The sequence below is a fragment of the Janthinobacterium sp. genome, from assembly GCF_009923995.1.
GTDB lineage: Bacteria > Pseudomonadota > Gammaproteobacteria > Burkholderiales > Burkholderiaceae_D > Janthinobacterium.
The window spans coordinates 105,726-127,911 of sequence record NZ_RFSK01000010.1; the positions used below are offsets into that span (position 1 = coordinate 105,726).

Sequence of the window (22,186 nt, forward strand, 5' to 3'; positions counted from 1 at the left end):
CCCTGGTCAAGATATGGGTATTAAGACTGTCAATCATCTGACAGCGACTGTCAGCGCAAGTTTGAGTCTGTACACCTATGAGTCTGTACACCTATATGACATTGCGTCTATTGCCGTTCACTGACACCGCGCCCAGTGGCGAGGCGGCGGATGGCAGCGATACCTGCCTGCATCTTTTCACGCGCGGAACTGTTGGCCGAATGAACCAGGATAAGCGGGGGCTTGAAACCGCGCAATGCGACTGCTTCCTCGATCCACAAGACGACGTCATAGCCGGTGCCCCGCCCGTCATCGCCAAGATCGTGGTCGAGACTAATTTCGGCAACACCGCCGGCGGCCAATAGCGCTACTGCCTCATCAGGCCAATACACGCGAGTCCAGCCTTCCGGCGTAGTGCGCTCATCGTCGAGGTACACCTTCATTCCTTCATGCCCCTGGAGAGTTGATGAATATTTCTGGTCCGTCAATAATACCCTATGCGCATGCTGGCTATGAAGCGCAGAGCGTCTTACGCCAAAGTAGCTTCCGCTTATGCGCCCGCATGATAAGAAGGAGAAAAACCACATCCTTGGGATGTGGTTTTAGTGGAGAGGGCAATGCTAGACTGAGCGCAGCGGGCGGCGCTTGAGTTTCATCATCGAATGTCTTGTTTTGTGGACTGGCCGCGAAAGGTTTTGAAAATAAAGACAAAAGGCTCGAAATAAATACGTGGACCTTGTTTTCCAGCAATCACCACTTCCTTGATTATGTCTTTGAATAATTCTTTCATTTGGAAATCCTTTAATGTTCTGTATGTTGTTTTTCTTTACATCAAAGAAGTAAAGTGGCGTCAACGATAATCATGGCATCCATGAACGAATACCCGGAAAACGGTGCCGACAATGCCTGTCTGCCCCTAGAAACGGCATGTGATTTAGGTCCTGGCTCAGTTCGATCGAGATGATCTGGACGCCAAAACCCTAAAAAATCTCCTGTTGTTGGAGGTATCAATGCCGTTTTTATGATCAGTTTCCTGATTCGGGGAAGGTTGCTTTATACAAATTAAGCAAAGATGGGGCGTTGTCCTTCAAAACGTCCTTTTTGCTTGCAGAATCGAGCAGAACTTGAATTTGCTTTTCGGACAGCTCAGGCGAGTCAAGATCAAGGTCCGGGATTTCCTTCTTGGCCCACTCGTTCAGCGCCCGGACGATGATTGCCTCTTCGGTCACGCCATGGCTATTTGCCAATGCGCGCAGCGTAGGGGCCGAAATTCCGAAAACGCTGTTGACTTGATCCAGCGAAATTGAAAAAGTGTTTTCCGGTGTGTTCATTGCAAATGTGCTTTCAGATGTGAGTGTCCTGTTTTGGCGACTAAGAAGAAGATGCAGTGACAAAAAAAGTCTGCTGCAACTGCTCCGTCATCATCCTGTTTCAGCATATTCATATAAAACTGCGGAAATTGCTAGCTGATTTGTTGCCGCTTGGCAAAACATCTGCCAGCGGCGGCCCTCACCGGACTGGGAGCGCTGTCTACAACAGTGCAGATACACGGCGACTCGGGCCTGGTGCTGCGTGCTTCGCAGGCTTAAAAGAAAGCCGCCGATAAGGAATCGCCTGACTGGCCAAGGCAGGCGGGCACCTCTAAAAAGTGAGACTCCGTCAAGTCATGGCACATTCGCCGAAACGCGGACGATAACAACCGAGCCAGCTTTGCTCAATTGCAATGGTGACTTTTTTATCGCATCAGCAGCTTATTCGATATAAGAGGTATTGCTTATTCCGGCTAAGTGAAGGCAGTCATCAGTCACATTGTCGTCATCCATGCCCGTGATCTTGAAAAGGAACGGTTGAGCGGGAGCCATGCTGGCGTCAGCGAATTTCAGCTGGGGGCTTAGAATGCCTAATTCATTCATCGGTATCTGAGGAAGAGTATGCACCATACCGGTCTCTTCGACCTTGTACTCATGGCGGGAATGGAAAATACTGCGGATAACGACAGCGAGGATTCCGGCAATGACCACAGAAGCCAGTGTGATTTGACTAAGCGTTAAAAGTTGTTCCATATTTCCTCTGGAATGTTGCAAGTACAAGCGCCACTGTATGGCTTATTTGAAAATGATTTTATTGTAATGTTTTTTCATAAACCATATGTGAATCATTTTGCAGATGCGGAAAGTGCCCAGCCTGCAAGGTACGGTCGTTCGCTCCAGCATGCCGGCAGCACTCGCCAATTTTTATTTCCTTCGCCCAGAAAAAACCGTCAGCCGCAAACGCATTGACGACTGCGCTGCAACTGTTGATCGTAATGTCGGAAACTAAGCCGAGGCCTGCCGGCACAGCTTGAAATTGGCCACAGTAGTGACGGGCACGAGTGCGGGTTTCAAGAATGTCTTGAATACGATCACCTCGCGGAAGGAGTTCTTTGGCATGAACGTCGTTTGTCAACAGTCCGCTGCCGCCTTGATGGCGGACGGGAGGCGGGGAGTCGCCCGGCGTGCGAATTCATTGCTTTTTTGGTCGTCATTGAGGTCTGCCAGGCGCGCTCAACCCGGATGCAAGGACCGGGCCGGACGGGCCGGCGCGTCCCGCAGGGTCCGGTCCCGGCTGTCAAAGGGAGCAGGCAGGCTCAGGTCGCAATACCATACTTGTGCTGCGTGGCCGCATACTGCTGCCTGAGCGACTCCAGCTTCGGATGCTTGGGGTCGATCTTGCGGATCACCTGCATCTGGTGCTGCGCCTGTTCGGCCAGCGGGGCTTCCCAGCCCAGCATGTTGAGCTGGCGCAAGATGGCGTCGACGGAGGCGAACAGCACGGGCAGGTTGCCCGGCGTCTTGCGCAGGGCCTGGCGCAGCACGAAGACGGCGCCCTTGAATTCGCCGCTTTCCGACTTGCTGGCCGCATCCTGCATGAGTTCCTGCACCTGGTTGGTGATTTGCTGGCCCATGCCTTGCGCCAGGTCATGGCGGCCCGCCTTTTCAAACACGTCCACGGCCGCTTCCATCGTCACGTCGCTGTCCGCCTCGTTGACGAGCTTCATCATGACGTCCGACGCCGCCTGCTCCAGGTTGTTTTTCAGGCAGCTTTGCACGAGGCCCACCTTCAGCTGCGTCGACAGGCCCCGCGCGCCGTCGAGGGCGGCGGCGGCCAGCTGCAGCTCGCTGGCGGCGGCGATGTCGTTGCCCGACAGTTCATGCAGCATGGCGGCCGAGATGGCGCGGCACGCTTCCACGTTGGCGCCGCCCCGCAGCGAGCGCTCCATGTCGCGCAGCACGCCGCTCGCCTGCGGCGCGTCGCCCTTTTTTACCAGCGTTTTCACCAGGTTGACGTGGTCTTCCGGGTCGCGGAATTCCGAATACTTCGCTTTCGTCACCACCTGCTTGTAGGCCCGCTCGGCCGCGCCGATGTCGCCCGTGTCGAAGGCGATGCCGCCCAGGTGGCGCAGGCGGCGCACCATGTGCGGCGAAATGGCCACGGCGTCCTCGAGGATCTTCTTTGCCTGCAGCTGCTGGCCCATGGCTTCATGGTTCCTTGCCAGCAAGTCGTAGGCGGCCATGAAGCGGGGATTCTGCTCGACCAGTTCCAGCAGCGCATCCTGCGCATCTTCGTGGCGCTGCTGCTCGAACAGGGTGCGCGCCAGTCCCAGGTGGGCCCAGGCCATGGGCCGCGTGGCCAGGGTGTCGGCGTAGATCTGTTCCGCTTCGCGCCACTCGCCCAGGGTCAGGTGCAGTTCGGCGCGCAGGCGGGCAAAATCGGGCGCCAGGCGCGGATGCTGCAGTTCGCCCGCGCGGCAGCTTTTCACGGCTTCGCGCAGGTCGCCCTTGTCGATCAGCTGGTAGGTGGGCAGGAAGATGGCGCGTCGCTCGATGGCGCGCTCGATGCGCCCGCTCAGCACGTCGACGGTGAACGGCTTCAGGATGTAATCGGACGGCGTCAGTTCGGCGGCGCTGATGACCTTGCTGTGGATGGCTTCGGACGTGAGCATGATGAAGATGGTCCACAGGCCGATCAGTTTGTGGTGGCGCAAGTCTTCCAGCAGCTGCTGGCCGTCCTGGCCGTCCGTGCCACTACCAAGATCGTATTCGCACAGGATGATGTCGAACGGTTTTTTCGTCAGCAGGCGGATGGCCGTGCCGGAATTGACGGCATATTCCACCTTGGTGATGGCTGCCTGGTTCAGCATATTGTGCAGGTTGCCCCGCATGCTGGGGTTCGGGTCGACGATCAGGACAGATAAGTCGCTATATTCTGGCATTGTTCAGCTCTCGTTCATCTGTATATGGCTCTGCGGCTCGATGGTGCGACGTAGTTGCCTAATAATATTATTATTTGCCAGCATACTGCAAAGCCGGTGCAAATCGCTAACAAAATGCAGGCGAACGCGCGCGGCACGATACGGCAGGTGGGCGCGCTTGCCGGCGGGGCAGGCGCGGGGTATCCTGAGGGCAACCTTTTACGTTTGACCATGCTGGATACCTCGCCTGGAAAGCCGCCATGTATTTGACCGACACGCGCAAGCAAACCCTGCATCACCTGCTGTTCGGCGGAGGGCGGGCGCATGCTGAAAAGTATTTCCCCGAATTGCGCCGCATGGCCGTCATCAGCGAATCCTTTGCCCTGGCGAGTATTTTGCTGGTGTGGGCCTTCATTCCCCCTGTCAATACGCTGAACATGGCCGCACTGCTGTCTGCGCTGGCCGGCATCGCCCTGGCCATCGGCATCAACGTGGGCGCGCGCGCCATCTGGGTGCTGAAGCTGGGCGGCGCGCTGGGCATGTGCGCCATCGCTTTCGGCTTCCGCCTGCTGGCGGAAGGGGTGGGCCAGGCGGATTTCTGGATGCAGCCCGTGGGCGTGTTCATGGTGCTGCTGGCGGCGCCCATCTTCAATGGCTGCGTGGTGTACCTCATCGTGGCGGCAGCGGTCTGGGGCATACTGGGCTATGGCCATTTCCCGCTGGACCCTGCGATGGCGCATGCCGCCTGGGCGAACCTGCTGATCGCCTACAGCATGCTGTTCGGCCTCGTGCTGAGCATCAGTTTCAACCTGTTGCGCCTGCGCGACTTCCGCGCCCGGGAAGCGCTGACCCGCCTGGCCTACGAGGATGGCTTGACGGGCTTGAACAACCGCCGCCGTTTTACGGAACTGACGCAGCAATTGCAGCAGCAGCGGCACCCCATGTACTTCCTGATGATCGATATCGATAATTTCAAGAAAATCAACGACACCCTGGGCCATGACGCCGGTGACGTGGTGCTCGTCAAGACGGCGCGCATCATCGCCGACGCCTGCGGCGGCCAGCTGTGCGGGCGCCTGGGCGGCGAGGAGTTCGGCATCGTCTACCAGGGGGACCGGCGCGCCGTCTGCCAGTTCGCCGCCAGCCTCGTCGATGCCGTCTTCCTCGCCTTCAATCCGGGCCAGGCCGTGTCCATCAGCGTGGGCATTGCCGAACTGGCCTTCGGCACGGAACTGGCGCACAGCTATCGCCAGGCCGATGCCTCGCTGTACCAGGCCAAGCACCAGGGCAAGAACCGCTACGTCATCGCCTGACGGCATGCACATCAGTGTTGCGAAGGCGCCAGGGAGCAGGTATGCTATTTGCATCATCCTGCCGGCCGCAAACGGGGCGGATGTGGCGTAGACGCAGAGTTTCACCGTGACGTGACCGCTGGCGTTGTACCTTTACCAGAGAAAATCCAGCCTTCCTGATGCGCCTTCCTTCCATGCCTACCCTGCGGCGCGTCGCCGTCCCCCTCGCGTTTGGCGGCAACAGCGAACAGCAGCACACCTATTTTGCGGAACTGCACCGCGTCGGCCTCGTCACGCAGGTGCTGGGAATCGTCGCCTTCAGCCTGACCTGGCTGCTGATGCCGCCCGCCTACCATCCGAACCTGACGCACGCCTGGCTGGCGCTGGCGGGCATGTTGATGAGCCTGGTGGTGCGCTACCGCTGCACCACCTTGCCCGTGCTGACCGTCACGGGCGCCTGCGCCGTGCTGGCGCTGACCTTCGGCCTGCGCACCATGGCCGACGCCGTCCACCACGCCAGCTTCTGGGTCTTGCCCGTGGGCGTCTTCATGACCCTGGCTATCGCCTCCATCTTCAATGGCGGCCTCAGCTACCTGGCCGTGGTGGCGGGCGTATGGTGGAACGTGGGCCACGGCCTGTATCCCGTCAACGCGGGCTTGCCCGACGAATCGTGGGCGCCGCTGATGATCGTCGTCAGCGTGCTGTTCGGCCTGGCGCTGAACGTGAGCTTCAGTTTATTGCGTTTGCGCAATTATCACTCCCGGGTGGAATTGACGCGCCTGGCCTTCCAGGATGGCTTGACGGGCCTGAACAACCGCCGCATGTTCACGCAGCGGGCCCAGCAGATGCATGGCGCGCCCCAGGGCGGCACCCTGTATTTCCTGATGATCGATATCGACGATTTCAAGACCATCAACGACCAGCAGGGGCACGACGCGGGCGACGACGTGCTCGTGCGCACGGCGGCCATCATCGCCGACAAGGCGCAGGGCCATCTGTGCGGCCGCCTGGGCGGCGAGGAATTCGGCATCGTCTACGCGGGCAGCCGCGAACAGGTGCGCGCCTTTGCCGGCGGCCTGGTCGAGGCCGTCAGCCAGGGCTTCCTGGCCGTGCAGTTCGTCTCGATCAGCGTGGGCGTGGCGGAACTGGACCGGGGCAGGGAGCTGGGCCACAGCTACCGCCTGGCCGACGAAGCGCTGTACCTGGCCAAGCGCCAGGGCAAGAACCGCTATGTGATCGCCTGACGATCCGGCGCAGCTTGTTGCAAGTTGACGAAAACTGCCTGTTTCACGGGCAAAATGGCCGCAAAGCCATAAGTTCCGGTCATAAAGCAGGGGTAAAACGGGTATAATGCGCGCAAAGGAAATTTGCCGTACGAAAGATATTGTCATACCTACCTTTAACCCGCAGCCACGCTGCATCAACCACCTTCCAATCATGTTGATACTGCCGGGTTCCAATGCCCTGTCCCATTTCCGTAGCCACCGTCTGTTAAGCCAACTGCAAGCCGTCTCGCCTGCGATTGTTGCCGTACAAGCACGCTATGTCCATTTCATCGATGCCAGCGCGCCCCTCTCGGCCGACGACAGCACGCGCCTGGGCGCCTTGCTGACGTACGGCGAGCCGGCCCAGGCCGACAATACGGAAGGCGCCGCCGAAGAATTCTTCGTCATCCCCCGTTTCGGCACGATTTCGCCGTGGGCCTCGAAGGCCACCGACATCGCGCACAACTGCGGCATGGCGCACATCAAGCGCGTCGAACGCGGCATCGCCTTCCGTATCAACCTGAAATCGGGCATCCTGGGCAGCGCCATTGGCGCCGGCAAACTGACGGACGCGCAGGTGCAGGCCGTGGCCGACCTGCTGCACGACCGCATGACGGAATCCGTGCTGCGCAGCGCGGACGATGCCAAGGACCTGTTCCGCACCCTGGAAGCGCGTCCGCTGGAATCCATCGACTTGCTGGGGCAGGGCAAGGCCGCACTGGAAACGGCGAACGTCGAGCTGGGCCTGGCGATGTCGGAAGACGAGATCGACTACCTGGACGCCGCCTTCACCAAGGCCGGCCGCAACCCGACGGACGTGGAACTGATGATGTTCGCGCAGGCGAACAGCGAGCATTGCCGCCACAAGATCTTCAACGCCGACTGGACCATCGACGGCGTGGCGCAGCCGAAATCGCTGTTCGGCATGATCAAGAACACGCACGAACTGCAGCCGAAGGGCACCGTCGTCGCCTACAGCGACAACTCGTCCATCATGGAAGGCGCCACCGTGTCGCGCTTCTACCCGCGCGGCGACAAGCACGAATATGCGGCCTCAAACGAACTGACGCACACCCTGATGAAGGTGGAAACGCATAATCACCCGACGGCCATCTCCCCATTCCCCGGCGCCTCCACGGGCGCGGGCGGCGAGATCCGCGACGAAGGCGCGACGGGCCGCGGCGCCAAGCCGAAGGCTGGCCTGACGGGTTTCACCGTGTCGAACCTGTCCCTGCCGGACGCCGTGCGCAGCTGGGAAACGGCCGCTTCCGTGACGGCGCCGCTGGCGTCGCGTACTGAGGCAGATCAATACGGCAAGCCGGAACGCATCGCTTCGCCCCTGCAGATCATGATCGAAGGCCCGCTGGGCGGCGCCGCGTTCTCGAACGAATTCGGCCGTCCCGTCCTGGGCGGCTACTTCCGCACGTATGAACAGAACGTCGGCGCGAAGGAAACCGGCGCACCGGACGCCGTCTTCGGCTACCACAAGCCCATCATGATCGCGGGCGGCATCGGCAATATCTCGGCGCAGCACACGCACAAGAACGACATCCCCGTCGGCAGCCTGCTGGTGCAGCTGGGTGGCCCGGGCATGCGCATCGGCATGGGCGGCAGCGCCGCCTCGTCGATGACGACGGGCAGCAACACGGCCGACCTGGACTTCGATTCCGTCCAGCGCGGCAATCCGGAAATGGAACGCCGCGCCCAGGAAGTCATCAACGCCTGCTGGCAAATGGGCGCGGACAATCCGATCATCTCCATCCACGACGTGGGTGCGGGCGGCCTGTCGAACGCCTTCCCGGAAATCACCAACGACGCCAAGCGCGGCGCGATTTTCGACCTGCGCAAGATCCCGCTGGAAGAATCGGGCATGGCGCCGAAGGAAATCTGGAGCAATGAGTCGCAGGAACGCTACGTCCTGGCCATCGCGCCGGAAAGCCTGCCCCTGTTCAAGGCCATGTGCGAGCGCGAACGCTGCTTGTTCGCCGCCGTGGGCGTGGCCACCGAAGAGCGTCAATTGAAGCTGATTGACCCGGAACTGGGCAACGAACCGGTCGACATGCCGATGGACGTCTTGCTGGGCAAGCCGCCGAAGATGCAGCGCGACGTGGTCCACGTGGCCAACGATTTCCCTGCCATCGACCTGACGGGCATGGACTTGACGGATGTGGCGCAAAAAGTGCTGCTGCTGCCTACCGTGGCCGACAAATCCTTCCTGATCACCATCGGCGACCGCAGCGTGGGCGGCATGACCGTGCGCGACCAGATGGTGGGACCATGGCAAGTGCCGGTGGCCGATTGCGCCGTCACCACCATGAGCTTTGAGGGTTATCTGGGCGAAGCGATGGCCATGGGCGAACGCACGCCGCTGGCCGTCATCGACGCCGCCGCCTCGGGCCGCATGGCCGTGGGCGAAGCCGTCACCAACATCGCCGCCGCAGCGATTGCCGACATCTCCGACATCAAATTGTCCGCCAACTGGATGGCCGCCTGCGGCCAGCCTGGCCAGGACGCCGCCCTGTACGACACGGTCAAAGCCGTCGGCATGGACCTGTGCCCGGCGCTGGGCATCAGCATCCCCGTCGGCAAGGATTCGCTGTCCATGCGCACGACATGGAAAGACGAGGGCACGGGCGCGGCGAAATCCGTCACCTCGCCGGTATCCTTGATCGTCTCCTCGTTCGCGCCGGTGACGGACGTGCGCAAGTCGCTCACGCCGCAGCTGAAGACGGACCAGGGCGACACGTCCCTGATCCTGATCGACCTGGGCCGCGGCAAGAACCGCCTGGGCGCCTCCGCCCTGGCACAGGTCATGGGCCAGCTGGGCAACGCCACGCCGGACGTGGACAGTGCGGAAGACCTGAAAGGCTTCTTCGCCGCCATTCAAAAGCTGAACAGCGACGACAAGCTGCTGGCCTACCATGACCGTTCGGACGGCGGCCTGTACGCCACCCTGACGGAAATGGCCTTCGCCGGCCACACGGGCATGTCCGTCAACCTGGACATGCTGACCATGGAAGGCGAGCATTCCAGCGACTGGGGCGACGCCAAGAACTGGGCCGGCCAGGTAGCGGAACGCCGCAACGAACTGACCCTGCGCGCCCTGTTCAGTGAAGAGCTGGGCGCCGTCATCCAGGTGCGCGCGGAAGAAAAGTCGCTCGTCATGGACGTGCTGCGCACGTTTAACCTGGGCGCCTGCAGCCATATCATCGGCAAATTGAACGACCGCGACGTGATCGAATTCACGCGCGACGCCAAGCTGATCTACACCCAGCCGCGCGCCGAGCTGCACCGCCTGTGGAGCGAAACGAGCTGGCGCATCGCCCGCCTGCGCGACAATCCGGCTTGCGCGGACGCCGAATACGACCGTCTGCTGGACGTGCAAGACCCGGGCATGTCGCCGATCGTCACCTTCGACCAGAACGAGAACATCGCCGCGCCATTCATCGCCACGGGCGTGCGTCCCCGCGTCGCCATCCTGCGCGAGCAGGGCGTCAATTCGCACATCGAGACGGCGTATGTGATGCACCAGGCAGGCTTCACGGCGGTCGACGTGCACATGAGCGACCTGATCGCGGGCCGCGTCAAGCTGGACGACTTCCAGGGCGTCATCGCCGTGGGCGGCTTCTCGTATGGCGACGTGCTGGGCGCGGGCGAAGGCTGGGCGAAGACCATCCTGTTCAACGCCAGCCTGGCGGAACAGTTCGCGCGCTTCTTCAACCGCACGGACAGCTTCGGCCTGGGCATCTGCAACGGCTGCCAGATGATGAGCAACTTGAAATCCATCATCCCCGGCGCCCACGCCTGGCCCAAGTTCACGCGCAACAAGTCGGAGAAATTCGAAGGCCGCTTTGCCATGGTCGAAGTGATGGATTCCCCATCCATCTTCTTCAACGGCATGGCCGGCACCCAGGCCGGCATCGCCATCGCCCACGGCGAAGGCTACGCCGACTTCTCGCAAACGGGCGACATCACCCAGGTCACCAAAGCCATGCGCTTCGTGGACAACAAGGGCGCCGCGACCGAAGCGTATCCGTACAACCCGAACGGCTCGCCGGAAGGCATTACCTCGGTGACGACGCCAGACGGCCGCTTCACCGTGCTGATGCCGCACGCTGAACGCGTGTTCCGCTCGGTGCAGCAGTCTTATCACCCTGAAGCATGGGGCGAGGATTCGCCATGGATGCGCATGTTCAGGAATGCGCGGAAGTTTGTGGGGTAATTAGTTACCTTGCAGGGCAGCGCTGGAGTTCAAGGCGCTGCTGCTGGGGTAGCAATGAGAAAGCCGCTGTCGGGAGATAGCGGCTTTTTTTGTGGATTTTATATGGTCTCTATTTTATTTTTTCCTTGCCATATATCAATGTGATCCTTTAGTTCAGTCATGTCGGACCAGGAAATTGCCCCCTCGGGAAGCAATGCATCATTAATATTTAATATGCTATCGAGAAGTTGCTTTATTTTGTTGTATGAATCTTCCTCGTTCTTTAAATGTTCAATGCAATTTTCTGGTTTGTCACTCTCGATGATCTCGGAGAAATAGGCTTCTTCAAAATTCATAATCGAAGCGATAACTCTTGATTTTTCACTCATTTGAGATAGAATTTTCTCATTGTTTGTCCAGGCAGGATTTTTTATAATTATTTCTTTGTATATTGTTATATCTTCGGTGCTTTTTTCTTTGTCTTTCTTTTTTGATTTTGTGAACGGCGAATCTGTATCATGTAAAACAAAATATTCCGAGTCAAAATGATTTAAAACCTTCATCATGGATGCCACAGTTACCTTGCCTCTTGCTCTTATTATATTTAAGTCATTATACTGGAAGTTCCCATTCTTTTCTTCTTCGTTTTTTATATGGTTGAATGCCGAATATTCGGTGTCGCCTTCAACAATTAAAATTTTTCCTCCAAAAAATGCTTCAGAAATATGTGAGTCAAATAGATTTAATAGTTTCAAATTTTCTTTGTCATCAACATCTAATTTCGCTATTTCTGGCCGATAAAGAGTCGTAGCTTTTATTTCGTCACCAATATTTTTCTCTACGCGGATTATGGTGGTATGATCTTTGGTTAAGTCGATAAAGCTTGGGGAGTGAGTGGTAATCATTATTTGCCAATTGTCATTTTCTGGCAATGCATAAAGAACATCTCTTGCATTTTGTGTTGCGCGGGGATGTAGACTTACCTCCGGCTCATCTAACAGAAGAATATGTGCTGTGTTTGGTCCAAGTCCCTCGTGAAAAGACTTTGCAGTTTTTCCTGCTGGTTTGGCTTTCATTCCTTTATCTGCAAGTAATTTAAGAATAGTCCATAAAGCTGTTCTTCGGGTACCACTTCCTTGTTTTTGTAGCGGAAGAGAGATGCCATCTTTTACTCCCATTTCTACAGAGAATTCTTCGCCAAGTAATTCAATTGAAATAGGTGCTATGCTTTCAGGAGCAGTAATGCTTAATCCGTAACTTGGGAATATTCGCTCAAGTATTAAATTTGCCTGTTCCTCTATTTCTTTAATTCCGGTCTTTTGCATATTTTTTGAATCTAATCGTAAACTCTTTAAGCTTTCTAGAATAAATTCATATCTTGATAATTCGTCATCTTCTTTGTGTTTTAGATTTTTTATTTGATCTTCAAGTAAGCTCTTGAACAGTGATGTAATAGCTTTAGCTTGAATTTCTGGATCATCAAAAGTGTTAACGCGATGCGGTTTAGGTCTACGTGATTTTGCGACGTTGTTTACACCCCACGGCATTTTTTCTTTGTCTGCTTGTTGTGCCCAATCATTTTTATTTACATTAAATCCAACGCGTTTAGGTTCAGCACCAACTCCATCCCAAGTCCATTTCTCTTTGATTAGGAAGCTTCCATCTACAATTGGTGCGCACCATTCATCGCCCGGTTTGTTTTCGGCATTTGCGATTGAATGAAGTTCTATTTCAGGAAGTTGATCAGCTATTATTTCTCGGTTGTGAAAATCGTCTTGATCTAGTTTTAGACAGTCGGTAACAACTTCAAAGGCTCTTAATATAGTGCTTTTTCCTGCATTGTTTGCGCCTACTAGAACAACAATTTTATCTATGTCAATAGAAACTCCTGTTGAGCCAATACATCCGAAATTTTTAATTTTCAAGGTAGTGATGCTAGGATTCGACATGTAATTTTTCTTTCTCTTAGTTGTTTAAAAGAAGACGTCCTATCTTCTCGAATTTTAAATCTACACTTACAACCCCTTCGCCACCCCCACAATCACCACCGCCGACGGCACCAATAAAAACTGCGCAATCAGCGTCCCCGCCAATCGACTCCCCACCAGCCACACCACCGCCCGTCGGAACTGCGATTCTTCGATCTTGCCTTCGATGACGTCATCTGTCATGCCCGACATGTGCGGGTCGATGAAGACGGCCATCATGATGGTGGCGCCGCCGTTGATGATGGAAGACAGGGTGCTGGAGGTGACGCGCACGCTGGGGTCCAGCACGCCTGCGTACAGGGCGGCGAAGACGCCTACCGTCCACAGGGCCGTGGCGATGACGTTCATGGCTGTCATGGAGACGGAGACGCCGGATTTTTCGCGCAGGCCCGTGACGTTGGCGGGCTTGGGCAGGCTGGCGGACGTCCTGAGGTAGGACAGGCCGCCCTTGAAGACGGCATGCAGCAGCAGTTTCGGTACCGACCTGTGGATCTGGAAGTGCTCGACGGCGCGGCAGAAGGCGCGCTGGAAGGTGGGAATGAGTATCGCGCCCAGTATTGTGGCCAGGCTGGCGGAGAACAGCAGCCAGCGGAAGTCGCCCAACAGCGTGCCGGCGGCCACATGCTGGTCGATGCCGGTTTCCACACGCTTGGCGAGGAATGGTCCTAAAAACGAATTCGAGGTGCGCGACAGCAGCATCAGGATGCTGAACAGGGCCAGGGACACGGCGATGCGCCGCGTGCGGATGCCGGCGATGCGCACGGAATAGGCGAGGGTACCGATAATGTGGATGATAAATGTCAGTGCGCAAATCAACAGCAATTGCTTGTCCATCACAACCTTGCAGTAAAGAAAAATGTCATTCCATGCTGCCATGGAGTTACTTATTTTTCAACTGCAAAGAAGTTAATTTTCAAGTTAATCGGTTTTCGTGGTGTTTTGTGCGCTGTTGCGTGGGGCGGGCTGTATTTCAATCCAGATGGAAACCGGGGAGGGCGCTGCCGGGAAGGATGCCCTTGAACAGGGGAATGCCGTTAAATGACGACGCTTTTCACCCCCCAAGGCAAGGGTTTGGGGTCGTACCCTCAGGGGTCCGACCCCGGCTGTTTCACTGTTTGGGGTGATCCTCAGCTGCGTATGCCCGCTGACATGAGTGGCCCGTCAATGGCGCGGCGCACCGATGGCACAGTGCCCGTGCCGCAGCTGGCCCGGCGCCGGGATGACTTGGTACCGCCGTGCTTGCACCGCTTGCTTGCCCCCCCGCGCGCCCAGCCAGGTGATAGTGGCAGCCTGTGGCGCTGACTCATCCGCCGCCACCCGGAGAACCGCCATGCGGTTCGAGTCCTCTGTCCCACCAGGGCGGCGTGCTTGACGACCAGGGACACGCCATTTCCACTTCGCTGATACGGTAGCGGATCTCGATCACCTGCCCGGGGTGAAACGGGCCGCGTCGCCAGTCGCCGGAATCAAAGACGTAGCCCTTGCCCTGGATGCAAAGACTGGTCGGATGGTTGCCGATGGGGCCGGTTGAGTGCAGGGTGACGCGCACTTCGCCGTTGGCGTCCAGCGGGGCGTCGCCGCCCATGAAGAGGGCATCCGAGCCGATGTCGCAGACACGGGTGCTGCCTATCTTGCTGCACTGCTTGATATACGTTTCCTGGCGCGCCAGGGCCAGGTAATTGTCATGCCGCATGGGCTTGCCGTCGTCATAGGTAAAGCGCAGGACGACTGGCGTGGGTGCGCTGGCAGGGTGGCGCATGGTGCTGGTGCAGGCGGCGCTGACCAGGGCCAGCAGGGGCCACGCCAGCAGGCGCAGGCCGCGCCGCAGCATGGAGAGGGATAGACTGCCGGAGGGTTGCCGCATGTGCCGTTGCCATTTGTCTCATGAATTTGGCGGCGATGATAGCATGCGATGTGCGGGTTCAAGGACGAAGTTGCCGGCAGTCAGCGGGCCTGTGCGGGCGCGCGGCTGATTCATTTCTTGCAGCACTTTCTTGCACAGCAAGCCGTAGCCGACGCCCGTGCCCCGTTTGTGGGCGGCCTGGTCGTAGGCTGGGCTGATGTCCTGCCATGCCACGCTGCCGGGCAGGGGGCGCAGGGCGTCGTCCAGGTCCATCTCGAAGCGGATGAAGCTGCCGTCCGCGCTCAGCAAGGTGCCATGGATGGCGGGCAGGCCGGGGCAGGCCAGTTGCAGGTCGAGCATGATGGCCGCGTCCAGCATCACGCCGTGGCTGGCCGCGCACTGGCGCAGGGCGTCGGGCAGGGGCAGCGCGCGCCACCAGGCGGCCGTCTGGCGGATGGCCGCCAGCGCCTGCGCGTTTTGCTGCTGGACGGAAAGTTGTTTGCTCATGGCTGCCATGTCCTCCGGCGGCGGGGTGGCGCGGCTACGCCTGCCTGCCCCGTCATCGTGCCATCCGCCCCATCGCCGTGCCGCCTCAGCGCGAGGCCAGGCTCAGGTTTTCGACGTGCGCAGGCACCAGCTCGCCGCTGACCAGCCTTTCGGCCGGTACCTGCATCAGCACTTCGCCGCCCACGCTGCCGTCGTCGCGCAGGTCGATGCGCATGGCCAGCTGCCGGTCGAGGGCAACGAAGCGGTTGCTGGCGGTGGCGACGATGCGGTGTTCATCCTGGTTGTCGATGCGCGCATACATGATGACGCCGACATTGCTGGCGTTGCGCAGGTAGAGCACCTGCCCGTTCGACAGCTCGTAGCCGCCGCGGAACGGCGAAAAATCTTCCCGGTTCATGACGTGGCGGTGGGCCGGCAGTTCGATCGTCAGCAGGCGTCCGCCCGGAATGACGACGGTCTGGCTGTCGGGAAGCGATTGCGCATTTGCCAGCAGGGCGCAGACGCCCAGGGTGCCGGCGAGTATCCATGTTTTCATTTTTCTACCCATCCTTGATTAGTGGCGCCGTCCGCTGCCGGCGCGGCGATGTCGATGCGGATGCCAGGGAAAACCAGGCCGGACTGCCTGTGCGCGCTGCGCTCCACATGGTCAGGGCACAGGCAGGCGGCCCTGTTAGTGTAGGCAGGCAAGTTGCGCCGCGCATCATCCGATCGGATGACGCGGCCTCAAGCGTCTAGCATGGCCAGGTGCGCCGTCGCGCCGTGGATCAGGGCGATCAGTTCGCCCTGGTGGCGCGTATCCGTCTTCAGATAGGCGTGGTGCAAATGCGTCTTGACGGTATTGACGCTGATGCCGCAGCGGGCGGAGATTTCGCCGATGGTGGCCCCCTGCGCCAGGGCCTTGCCCACTTGCGCCTCGGCTTGCGTCAGATCAAACAGCTGGCGCAGGGCGGGCACCGACATGGCCGAGCGGGCCGGGTCGCGCGCGATGACCATGGCGCAGGGGGCGGGCCAGGCGGGAAACGGCGCCACCGTCAGCACGAGCGCCCGGGCCTGGCTGCGCGGCAGGCGCAGGCACTGGCATTGCGGCGCGACGTCCATGCTGGCGATGACGAGGCGCACGGCGCGCGCCAGCGCGGGCGGCGGCCCCTGCCGCAGGGGCGCGTCGAGCAGGGCGTGGCCGGCGGCGCTGGCGAACAGCACGCCGAGCTGGCCGTCGAGCAGCAGCACGGCCGCGCCCATGGCGTCCAGCGCCGCCATGCCGCAGCGGCCGGCCAGGCTGTCGTCGTGCAGGCGCTGGCGCAGGCGCAGGGCGCGCTGCAGCGGCGGCACGAGGGCTTGCAATGGCGTGTCGGCGAGGCAATCCTCGTCGCGCGGTCCATGGCGGCGATAGATGGCCAGCACGGCCAGGCTGCGCGCATCGATGGGGATCATGGCGCCCAGCGGCAGGCCTGCGCCGGACGGCAGCGCGGTTCCGCCCAGCAACTGGCCGGGCGCCCCGTCGCGGTACAGGGTGAGGGTGGCGCCGGCGGCGTCCAGGCTGCGGGCGATGTCGCGGCACAGCTGCGGCCAGCAGGCGTCGTCGCCGGCCGCCTCGAGCAGCTTTGCTGTCAGTTCGCCCGTCAGGCCCTGGGCCGGGAGTGGCGCCGTCATGCTGTCCCCATTCGCGTGTTGCGCAGTATCGCCTGGGCGCGCCGGCGCGTGGCTGGATTAGGATTGCGATGCGGCGCGGACCGGGCCGCCTTCGTGCGGGACGGGTCCGGCGCGGCCATCGGGCGTGGCATCTATCAAGATAGTACAAAGACATCGTTGCCGCAATGGGGGGCCGCTGCCGATGGACGTCACGGACCTTCGGAAATCAGGCGTTCCAGGAGCGAGCGGGATTTTTCATCGCTGGCGCGGACTTCCGCAATCCAGGGCAACAGCTCGGAGGGGACAAATTTTTTAATCAGTTTGCAATAATCTTCGGTTTCCCGCGGACAGAATTCGAGTGCCAGCAAGGCACAGGTCTTCGCTGCCAGGTCCCGTCGCTGCATCCGGGACAGGAGGTGGACACGTTGCCTCAATGCCCTGGCGAAATCACTCTTGATGCATTTCCCGAAAGGCATGGAAGGGTCTTCCGTGATTACCCGGCAGGCGATGCGCACGGCGCTGGCGTTATTGCTCAGGATACCCAGTTGCACCTGCTTGCAGACATGCGACAGACGCAGCCCTTGATGCACCATCGGCGGCCCCCGTTCGAACTGGTCAAGTTTTTCTCCAAGGAATTCTTCAAGCTCTTCCAGGCTGGCGACCGGCATCATCGTCAAGTTCCCCTATTGCCGTGCCAGCCTGGTCATGGAACTGACTCGAGACTCAGGACATACCCATACAGTACTTGCGCCTTCACCTGGGTATTCTTGGCGCGTAGAACACGTCGCCCTATCGATTGAATATAACCGCAATCGCACGTTATCCCTTCGGTCCGCGTCCTATACGAATGTCCGTCTATATCGAAGTCAATATAGCCGTAACCCGGCTTATTAAACGTTTTATTGATCGTTAGCGTACCCGTCACAGTGGCCGCATTGCCTTCTCTCAGCGCGGTACGACAGGCAAAAGTATCGATCCAGCTTTGCGTCATGTCACGGGCAGGTATGAAAAAGAAAATTGCGCCAAAGAGCGCCTGGACGATAAGGCCAGCGGTCCCGTTCGCACCCTTAATAATCCAGCACTTCCGGTACCAGCTCGCGCACAGCAATGCCGTCCCCGCGATGAAATGTGGCATGGTGACCAGGAAGCTTGCAATGGACGTAGGTGCATTGGCTGCCGAGTAGAATATTGTTGACATTTGATACAGGAAGTTTGTTGGCGAACCCTGTTGCTGTGGCAATCGATGGCTGCTGCCGGAAAGCCGGGACGGCACAGTGTACGCAGTTGTTGCTTTCAAAGCAAGTAAGCCGTTCTGTCAAGCGGACTGAACAATCCTCGCAACAATTCTCGTGAAAACGAATCATGCCGATGGTGGCGAGCGGAATCCGATGCAATCGGACGCATGGAAAACATATCCATAGGGTAAGCTCTCGGGCTAGGCTATTTCGCAACTCTATCAAAAATACATGACATCCATAATGATCCCCGACGTCGCCCTGGTCGACAATACCGAACAACGCACGCCGCTGGTGCTCGTGCTGGACTGCTCCGGCAGCATGGACGGCGAGCCCGTCGCGCTGCTGAACGAAGGCCTGGCCTTGCTGGAACAGGAATTGAAGTCCGACGTGATCGCGTCCAAGCGCGTGCGCATCCTCGTGATCCAGTTTGGCGCGCACGACGAGGCCGTCGTCGCCAGCAGCTGGTGCGACGCCATGGATTTCACGGCGCCCGTCCTGGCCGCCAACGGCACTACGCCGACGGGCGCGGCCGTGGAACTGGCCCTGGCCGAGATCGAGCAGGAAAAGCAGCGTTTCCGCGCCGCCGGCGTGGCATACACGCGGCCGTGGCTGTTCCTGATGTCCGACGGCGAGCCGACGGACCGCTGGCAGCAGGGCGCCCAGCAGGCGCGCGCGGCCGAGCAGGCCAATAAAGTGGCGATCTTCCCCATCTGCGTGGGCGAGCACGCGAATATCGATACCCTGGGTGAATTTTCCAGCCGGGGCGGGCGGGGCGTGAAGCAGCTGAAAGGCTTGCAGTTCCGTGAACTGTTCCTGTGGCTGAGCGCCAGCATGCAGGTGGTGTCGCAGTCGCGCCCGGGCGCGCAGGCGCAGCTGGCGTCGACGGACGGCTGGTCCGTCGTGAATACGTGAAAGTCCGCTGATCCATGACCGCAGTACAAACTACCTGGCGCGTGTTCGGCGCGTCCGTCACGGGCAAGGCGCACCTGGATAAAGCCATCGCTTGCCAGGATGCCCACGCGCACGCCATCGTGGGCGACGTCTTGCTCGCCATCGTCTGCGACGGCGCCGGTTCGGCCAGGCTCAGCGAGCAGGGTGCGCAATTTATCGCCACGCACGCCGTGCAGGCGCTGGCCGGCCGGCTGGAGCAGGGCGCCACGCTGCAGGATCTGCACGACGGCGCGCTGGCCGGCACCTTGGCGCAGGTGCGCGCCGCGCTGGACGACATCGCCCGCGCCGCCAACGCCACGCTGGACGACTACGCCAGCACGGTGGTGGGCGTGGTGATGGGCAAGGATGCCGGCTTCTTTTTTCACCTGGGCGATGGCCTGGGCGTGGCGCAGCTGGACGATGGCGGCGAACGGATTTCGCTGCCCGCCAACGGCGAGTACGCCAACGAAACCTATTTCCTGTCCGGCGCGCGCTGGCGTGAACAGCTGCGCCTGCTTGCGATTCCGCAAACCGCGCGCGGCGTCGTGCTGATGTCGGACGGCTGCATGCCCTTTGCCATGAGCAAGAATAATGCGGGCCTGTACGCACCCTTCATGGATGCCGTGCAAGGCTATCTGCGCACGGTCGACAGCGTCGAGCTGGGCAATGCGGCGCTGGCGGCCACCCTGGCCGACCCGCGCACGCACCAGATCACGGGCGACGACAAGACGCTGCTGCTGGCCTTGCGCGCATGAGCCAGAAGCAGGGAGTCGCGCCCGGCTTGAGTCCGGGTGGCAAGATCTGGCTGGACCAGGCGCGCAGCCTGGTGCTCGGCAAGCTGATCAAGAGCGGCGGCGCGGGCAGCGTCTACCTGCTGCCCGGCGCGCCCGCGCAGGTGGCCAAGCTCTACCATCCGCACCTGGACCGGGCCGCCAACCGGCGCAAGCTCGAAGCCATGCTGGAACTGTCGCCCGAGCTGCCCGACCAGCTGGAAAACGGCAAGCGCTACGTGCAGATCGCCTGGCCGCAAGCGGCCGCGTTCGACGGCCAGGGCGGTTTCGCCGGCTTCGTCATGCCACTGCTGGACATGGCGCAGACGGCCGAGCTGGAACAGATCATGCAGGAACGCCAGGCGCGCGCGGCGGGCTTGCCCACGGGGCTGGGTCCCAAGCTGACCCTGGCCGCCAACCTGGCCGCCGTCATCGACGCGTTGCACCAGCAGCAGCATTACGTGGTCGATCTGAAGCCCGTGAACCTGCGCTTTTACCGCGATTCGCTGTACATCGCCATGCTCGACTGCGACGGCTTCAGCATCCAGGGCCATGCGGAACGTTTTCCTGCCGAGCAATTCACGGCCGATTACCTGGCGCCGGAATTCCAGCGCAAGGGCATGCCGGCGGGCACGGAAATGGCGCAGGACAGGTTTGCCCTGGCCGTCGTCATCTTCCAGCTGCTCAACTTCGGCATCCACCCCTACAGCGGGCGGCCCGGCCATGCGCAGGCGCCCACGGACATTCCCGGCCGCATCCGCGACGGCTATTACGCCTATGGCGTACAGCGCCACAAGGGCATGGCGCCCAACGCCACCAGCGGCCACGCCCTGATGCCGCCCGAGCTGCGGGCCATGTTCGACCGCGCCTTTTCCCCGTCTCCCAGGCCCCAGCGGCCGTCGGCGGCGGACTGGGCGCAGTTGCTGCGCGGCTATGCGCAGCGCAGCGGCGGCAAGCTCGCCGTGTGCGCCGTCAATCCCGAGCACCAGCATTTCGCGGGCCTGGGCTGCGCCGCCTGTGCGCGCGAGCAAGTCATCGCCGCGGCCGCGCAAGCGTCCGTGCAGGCGCAGCAGCAGGTTTCCCTGCCGCAGCCGCGCAGCGCCCGCCGCACGGCGCCGGGGCAGGCGCCGGCCGCCGTACCCCTGGCGGGCAACACTGGCGGCGCCATCACGGGCAAGGGCTGGGCCGTCGTGGTCGTGCTGATCGTGCTGTTCCTGATCGGCTTTACGGCCTGGACTTCCTCGTCCGACGAAACGAAGGACCAGGCCGCGCTGCAGGCCCAGGCCGACCGGGCGGCTGGCCTGGAAGCATTCAGCTGGCGCCCCCGCAAGGCGGCCGGCTTCCTGCCGTCCGATGCGCGCAAGGCCGTGCGCGGCCTGTCGCAGGCGATCAGCAAGGGCGACGACGATGCCGTCACGCGGGGCTTGCAACTGCTGTACCGTTCCGGGCAGGAAAAGTCGCCCGTCTACGGCGGCGACCGCACGCAGGCCCAGCTGCGCGCCTCCTTGCTGGAAGGACTGGGCTGGGTCCCCGGCTATGAGCCGGCGCTGGTCGCCACCTATCTTGATCTGCTGCAAGCCAACCCGCGCGACCATCTGGTGGCGGCGGCCATGGGCCGCATGCACCTGAGCCTGAACGAAGGGCAGGCGGCGCGCCAGTATTTCGAGCAAGCCGTGTGGGCGCGTCCGACCGATGGCACGGCCTGGCTGGGCATCGCGGCTGCGGCCCTGCTGCGCGGCGGCGACGAGCGCGAGGCCGTCAACCTGGTGGCGCTGGCGCAGCTGACGGCTTACCGTTACGCCGTGGAACAGGCATTGCCAGTCGAGCCGGGGCAGCCGGCCGACAATGGCGTGGCGCGCATGGCGCAGCGCATGGACCTGGCCGCCAAGGTCTTGCGCCTGGCCCAGCCGGGCGCCTACCAGAAACGCTGGGACAAGGCGCTGGCCGATGGCGCGCTGCTGGCGGCCAGGCTGAAAACCTTGCCGCCCTTGCCGGACCAGGTCGGCGGCGTGCTGCGCGAAACCATGACGACGCAGACGTATGGCGTGCTCGATGCCAAGCACGCGACGGGCGAAAACCGCCTGGCCCTGACCATTGCCGCGGACGGCACTCTCAGCCATGCGGCGGCCGAGTTGCCGATGGAGCCGATGCTCAACAAGGTGCTGCTCGATAGCGTCAAGCGCTGGACCTACTTGCCGGCCGTGCAGCACGGACAGTTGCAGGATGCCAAGGTGGTGGTGCTGGTGCGTTACCGCGACGGCCAGGTCAGCTTCGTGCCGGCCGGCGTGGCCGCCACGACGGAACATTAGAGGA

General features: G+C 60.7%; 19 protein-coding genes. 6 read left to right on the forward strand and 13 right to left on the reverse strand.

Features of this window, described 5'->3' with window-relative positions:
* Nucleotides 1–107 precede the first annotated feature (107 nt).
* From EBS11_RS07745 to EBS11_RS07770, 6 genes are all read right to left on the reverse strand, one after another.
* Entirely contained in the window at nucleotides 108–422 is a 315-nt protein-coding gene (locus EBS11_RS07745) for a cyclic-phosphate processing receiver domain-containing protein (protein ID WP_290601842.1), read from the reverse strand.
* Between the two features lie 212 nt (nucleotides 423–634).
* Nucleotides 635–769: a hypothetical protein gene (locus tag EBS11_RS07750; protein ID WP_290601799.1), complete on the reverse strand. Its 135-nt coding sequence runs from the start codon at nucleotides 767–769 to the stop codon at nucleotides 635–637.
* 235 nt (nucleotides 770–1,004) lie between these two features.
* On the reverse strand, nucleotides 1,005–1,310 hold the full coding sequence (locus EBS11_RS07755; protein WP_290601801.1) for a hypothetical protein: 306 nt from the start codon (nucleotides 1,308–1,310) through the stop codon (nucleotides 1,005–1,007).
* Nucleotides 1,311–1,730: 420 nt separating this feature from the next.
* A complete protein-coding gene (locus tag EBS11_RS07760) occupies nucleotides 1,731–2,042 on the reverse strand; it encodes a hypothetical protein (protein WP_290601802.1) in 312 nt (103 codons plus the stop codon).
* 58 nt (nucleotides 2,043–2,100) lie between these two features.
* Complete coding sequence (locus tag EBS11_RS07765) at nucleotides 2,101–2,424, reverse strand: hypothetical protein (RefSeq protein ID WP_290601803.1); 324 nt, start codon at nucleotides 2,422–2,424, stop codon at nucleotides 2,101–2,103.
* A 181-nt stretch (nucleotides 2,425–2,605) separates the two neighbouring features.
* Nucleotides 2,606–4,231, reverse strand: a complete 1,626-nt coding sequence (locus EBS11_RS07770; RefSeq protein ID WP_290601804.1) for a tetratricopeptide repeat-containing response regulator — start codon at nucleotides 4,229–4,231, stop codon at nucleotides 2,606–2,608.
* A 239-nt stretch (nucleotides 4,232–4,470) separates the two neighbouring features.
* Here EBS11_RS07770 and EBS11_RS07775 point away from each other — a divergent pair, with 239 nt between their 5' ends.
* From EBS11_RS07775 to purL, 3 genes are all read left to right on the forward strand, one after another.
* Entirely contained in the window at nucleotides 4,471–5,523 is a 1,053-nt protein-coding gene (locus EBS11_RS07775) for a GGDEF domain-containing protein (protein ID WP_290601805.1), read from the forward strand.
* 158 nt (nucleotides 5,524–5,681) lie between these two features.
* On the forward strand, nucleotides 5,682–6,746 hold the full coding sequence (locus tag EBS11_RS07780; RefSeq protein ID WP_290601807.1) for a GGDEF domain-containing protein: 1,065 nt from the start codon (nucleotides 5,682–5,684) through the stop codon (nucleotides 6,744–6,746).
* Nucleotides 6,747–6,939: 193 nt separating this feature from the next.
* Nucleotides 6,940–10,989, forward strand: coding sequence for a phosphoribosylformylglycinamidine synthase (gene purL / locus EBS11_RS07785; RefSeq protein WP_290601808.1), 4,050 nt, complete (start codon nucleotides 6,940–6,942; stop codon nucleotides 10,987–10,989).
* 98 nt (nucleotides 10,990–11,087) lie between these two features.
* Here the strand turns inward: purL and EBS11_RS07790 are convergent, their stop codons facing one another.
* The 7 genes from EBS11_RS07790 to EBS11_RS07820 form a co-directional block, all read right to left on the reverse strand.
* Nucleotides 11,088–12,917: an AAA family ATPase gene (locus EBS11_RS07790; RefSeq protein WP_290601809.1), complete on the reverse strand. Its 1,830-nt coding sequence runs from the start codon at nucleotides 12,915–12,917 to the stop codon at nucleotides 11,088–11,090.
* 66 nt (nucleotides 12,918–12,983) lie between these two features.
* Nucleotides 12,984–13,790, reverse strand: a complete 807-nt coding sequence (locus EBS11_RS07795) for a lipid II flippase Amj family protein (RefSeq protein ID WP_290601810.1) — start codon at nucleotides 13,788–13,790, stop codon at nucleotides 12,984–12,986.
* A 469-nt stretch (nucleotides 13,791–14,259) separates the two neighbouring features.
* Nucleotides 14,260–14,820, reverse strand: a complete 561-nt coding sequence (locus EBS11_RS07800; protein ID WP_290601812.1) for a hypothetical protein — start codon at nucleotides 14,818–14,820, stop codon at nucleotides 14,260–14,262.
* A gap of 18 nt (nucleotides 14,821–14,838) precedes the next feature.
* On the reverse strand, nucleotides 14,839–15,306 hold the full coding sequence (locus EBS11_RS07805) for a hypothetical protein (protein WP_290601813.1): 468 nt from the start codon (nucleotides 15,304–15,306) through the stop codon (nucleotides 14,839–14,841).
* A gap of 85 nt (nucleotides 15,307–15,391) precedes the next feature.
* Nucleotides 15,392–15,841 carry a hypothetical protein gene (locus EBS11_RS07810; protein ID WP_290601814.1) on the reverse strand — a complete coding sequence of 150 codons (450 nt, stop codon included), beginning with the start codon at nucleotides 15,839–15,841 and terminating at the stop codon, nucleotides 15,392–15,394.
* Between the two features lie 188 nt (nucleotides 15,842–16,029).
* Entirely contained in the window at nucleotides 16,030–16,956 is a 927-nt protein-coding gene (locus EBS11_RS07815; protein ID WP_290601816.1) for a helix-turn-helix transcriptional regulator, read from the reverse strand.
* A gap of 188 nt (nucleotides 16,957–17,144) precedes the next feature.
* On the reverse strand, nucleotides 17,145–17,606 hold the full coding sequence (locus EBS11_RS07820) for a hypothetical protein (RefSeq protein ID WP_290601817.1): 462 nt from the start codon (nucleotides 17,604–17,606) through the stop codon (nucleotides 17,145–17,147).
* A gap of 795 nt (nucleotides 17,607–18,401) precedes the next feature.
* Between EBS11_RS07820 and EBS11_RS07825 the strand changes: the two genes are divergently transcribed.
* The 3 genes from EBS11_RS07825 to EBS11_RS07835 are packed head-to-tail and all read left to right on the forward strand — an operon-like array spanning nucleotide 18,402 to nucleotide 22,182.
* The gene (locus EBS11_RS07825) at nucleotides 18,402–19,085 is read left to right on the forward strand and encodes a VWA domain-containing protein (protein ID WP_290601818.1); all 684 of its coding nucleotides are present in this window, start codon (nucleotides 18,402–18,404) and stop codon (nucleotides 19,083–19,085) included.
* A gap of 14 nt (nucleotides 19,086–19,099) precedes the next feature.
* On the forward strand, nucleotides 19,100–19,858 hold the full coding sequence (locus tag EBS11_RS07830; protein WP_290601819.1) for a PP2C family serine/threonine-protein phosphatase: 759 nt from the start codon (nucleotides 19,100–19,102) through the stop codon (nucleotides 19,856–19,858).
* Nucleotides 19,855–22,182 (forward strand): hypothetical protein, encoded by a 2,328-nt coding sequence (locus EBS11_RS07835; RefSeq protein WP_290601820.1) that lies wholly within the window; start codon nucleotides 19,855–19,857, stop codon nucleotides 22,180–22,182. Before EBS11_RS07830 ends, EBS11_RS07835 begins: the two co-directional genes overlap by 4 nt.
* The last annotated feature ends 4 nt before the right edge of the window (nucleotides 22,183–22,186 follow it).

What these genes read in the sequence shown, in the direction of transcription:
- EBS11_RS07745 (WP_290601842.1), bottom strand. Translation starts at nt 422, where the DNA reads ATGAAGGTGTACCTCGACGATGAGCGCACTACGCCGGAAGGCTGGACT.
- EBS11_RS07750 (WP_290601799.1), bottom strand. Translation starts at nt 769, where the DNA reads ATGAAAGAATTATTCAAAGACATAATCAAGGAAGTGGTGATTGCTGGA.
- EBS11_RS07755 (WP_290601801.1), bottom strand. Translation starts at nt 1,310, where the DNA reads ATGAACACACCGGAAAACACTTTTTCAATTTCGCTGGATCAAGTCAAC.
- EBS11_RS07760 (WP_290601802.1), bottom strand. Translation starts at nt 2,042, where the DNA reads ATGGAACAACTTTTAACGCTTAGTCAAATCACACTGGCTTCTGTGGTC.
- EBS11_RS07770 (WP_290601804.1), bottom strand. Translation starts at nt 4,231, where the DNA reads ATGCCAGAATATAGCGACTTATCTGTCCTGATCGTCGACCCGAACCCC.
- EBS11_RS07775 (WP_290601805.1), top strand. Translation starts at nt 4,471, where the DNA reads ATGTATTTGACCGACACGCGCAAGCAAACCCTGCATCACCTGCTGTTC.
- EBS11_RS07780 (WP_290601807.1), top strand. Translation starts at nt 5,682, where the DNA reads ATGCGCCTTCCTTCCATGCCTACCCTGCGGCGCGTCGCCGTCCCCCTC.
- purL (WP_290601808.1), top strand. Translation starts at nt 6,940, where the DNA reads ATGTTGATACTGCCGGGTTCCAATGCCCTGTCCCATTTCCGTAGCCAC.
- EBS11_RS07790 (WP_290601809.1), bottom strand. Translation starts at nt 12,917, where the DNA reads ATGTCGAATCCTAGCATCACTACCTTGAAAATTAAAAATTTCGGATGT.
- EBS11_RS07795 (WP_290601810.1), bottom strand. Translation starts at nt 13,790, where the DNA reads ATGGACAAGCAATTGCTGTTGATTTGCGCACTGACATTTATCATCCAC.
- EBS11_RS07800 (WP_290601812.1), bottom strand. Translation starts at nt 14,820, where the DNA reads ATGCGGCAACCCTCCGGCAGTCTATCCCTCTCCATGCTGCGGCGCGGC.
- EBS11_RS07805 (WP_290601813.1), bottom strand. Translation starts at nt 15,306, where the DNA reads ATGAGCAAACAACTTTCCGTCCAGCAGCAAAACGCGCAGGCGCTGGCG.
- EBS11_RS07810 (WP_290601814.1), bottom strand. Translation starts at nt 15,841, where the DNA reads ATGAAAACATGGATACTCGCCGGCACCCTGGGCGTCTGCGCCCTGCTG.
- EBS11_RS07815 (WP_290601816.1), bottom strand. Translation starts at nt 16,956, where the DNA reads ATGACGGCGCCACTCCCGGCCCAGGGCCTGACGGGCGAACTGACAGCA.
- EBS11_RS07820 (WP_290601817.1), bottom strand. Translation starts at nt 17,606, where the DNA reads ATGATGCCGGTCGCCAGCCTGGAAGAGCTTGAAGAATTCCTTGGAGAA.
- EBS11_RS07825 (WP_290601818.1), top strand. Translation starts at nt 18,402, where the DNA reads ATGACATCCATAATGATCCCCGACGTCGCCCTGGTCGACAATACCGAA.
- EBS11_RS07830 (WP_290601819.1), top strand. Translation starts at nt 19,100, where the DNA reads ATGACCGCAGTACAAACTACCTGGCGCGTGTTCGGCGCGTCCGTCACG.
- EBS11_RS07835 (WP_290601820.1), top strand. Translation starts at nt 19,855, where the DNA reads ATGAGCCAGAAGCAGGGAGTCGCGCCCGGCTTGAGTCCGGGTGGCAAG.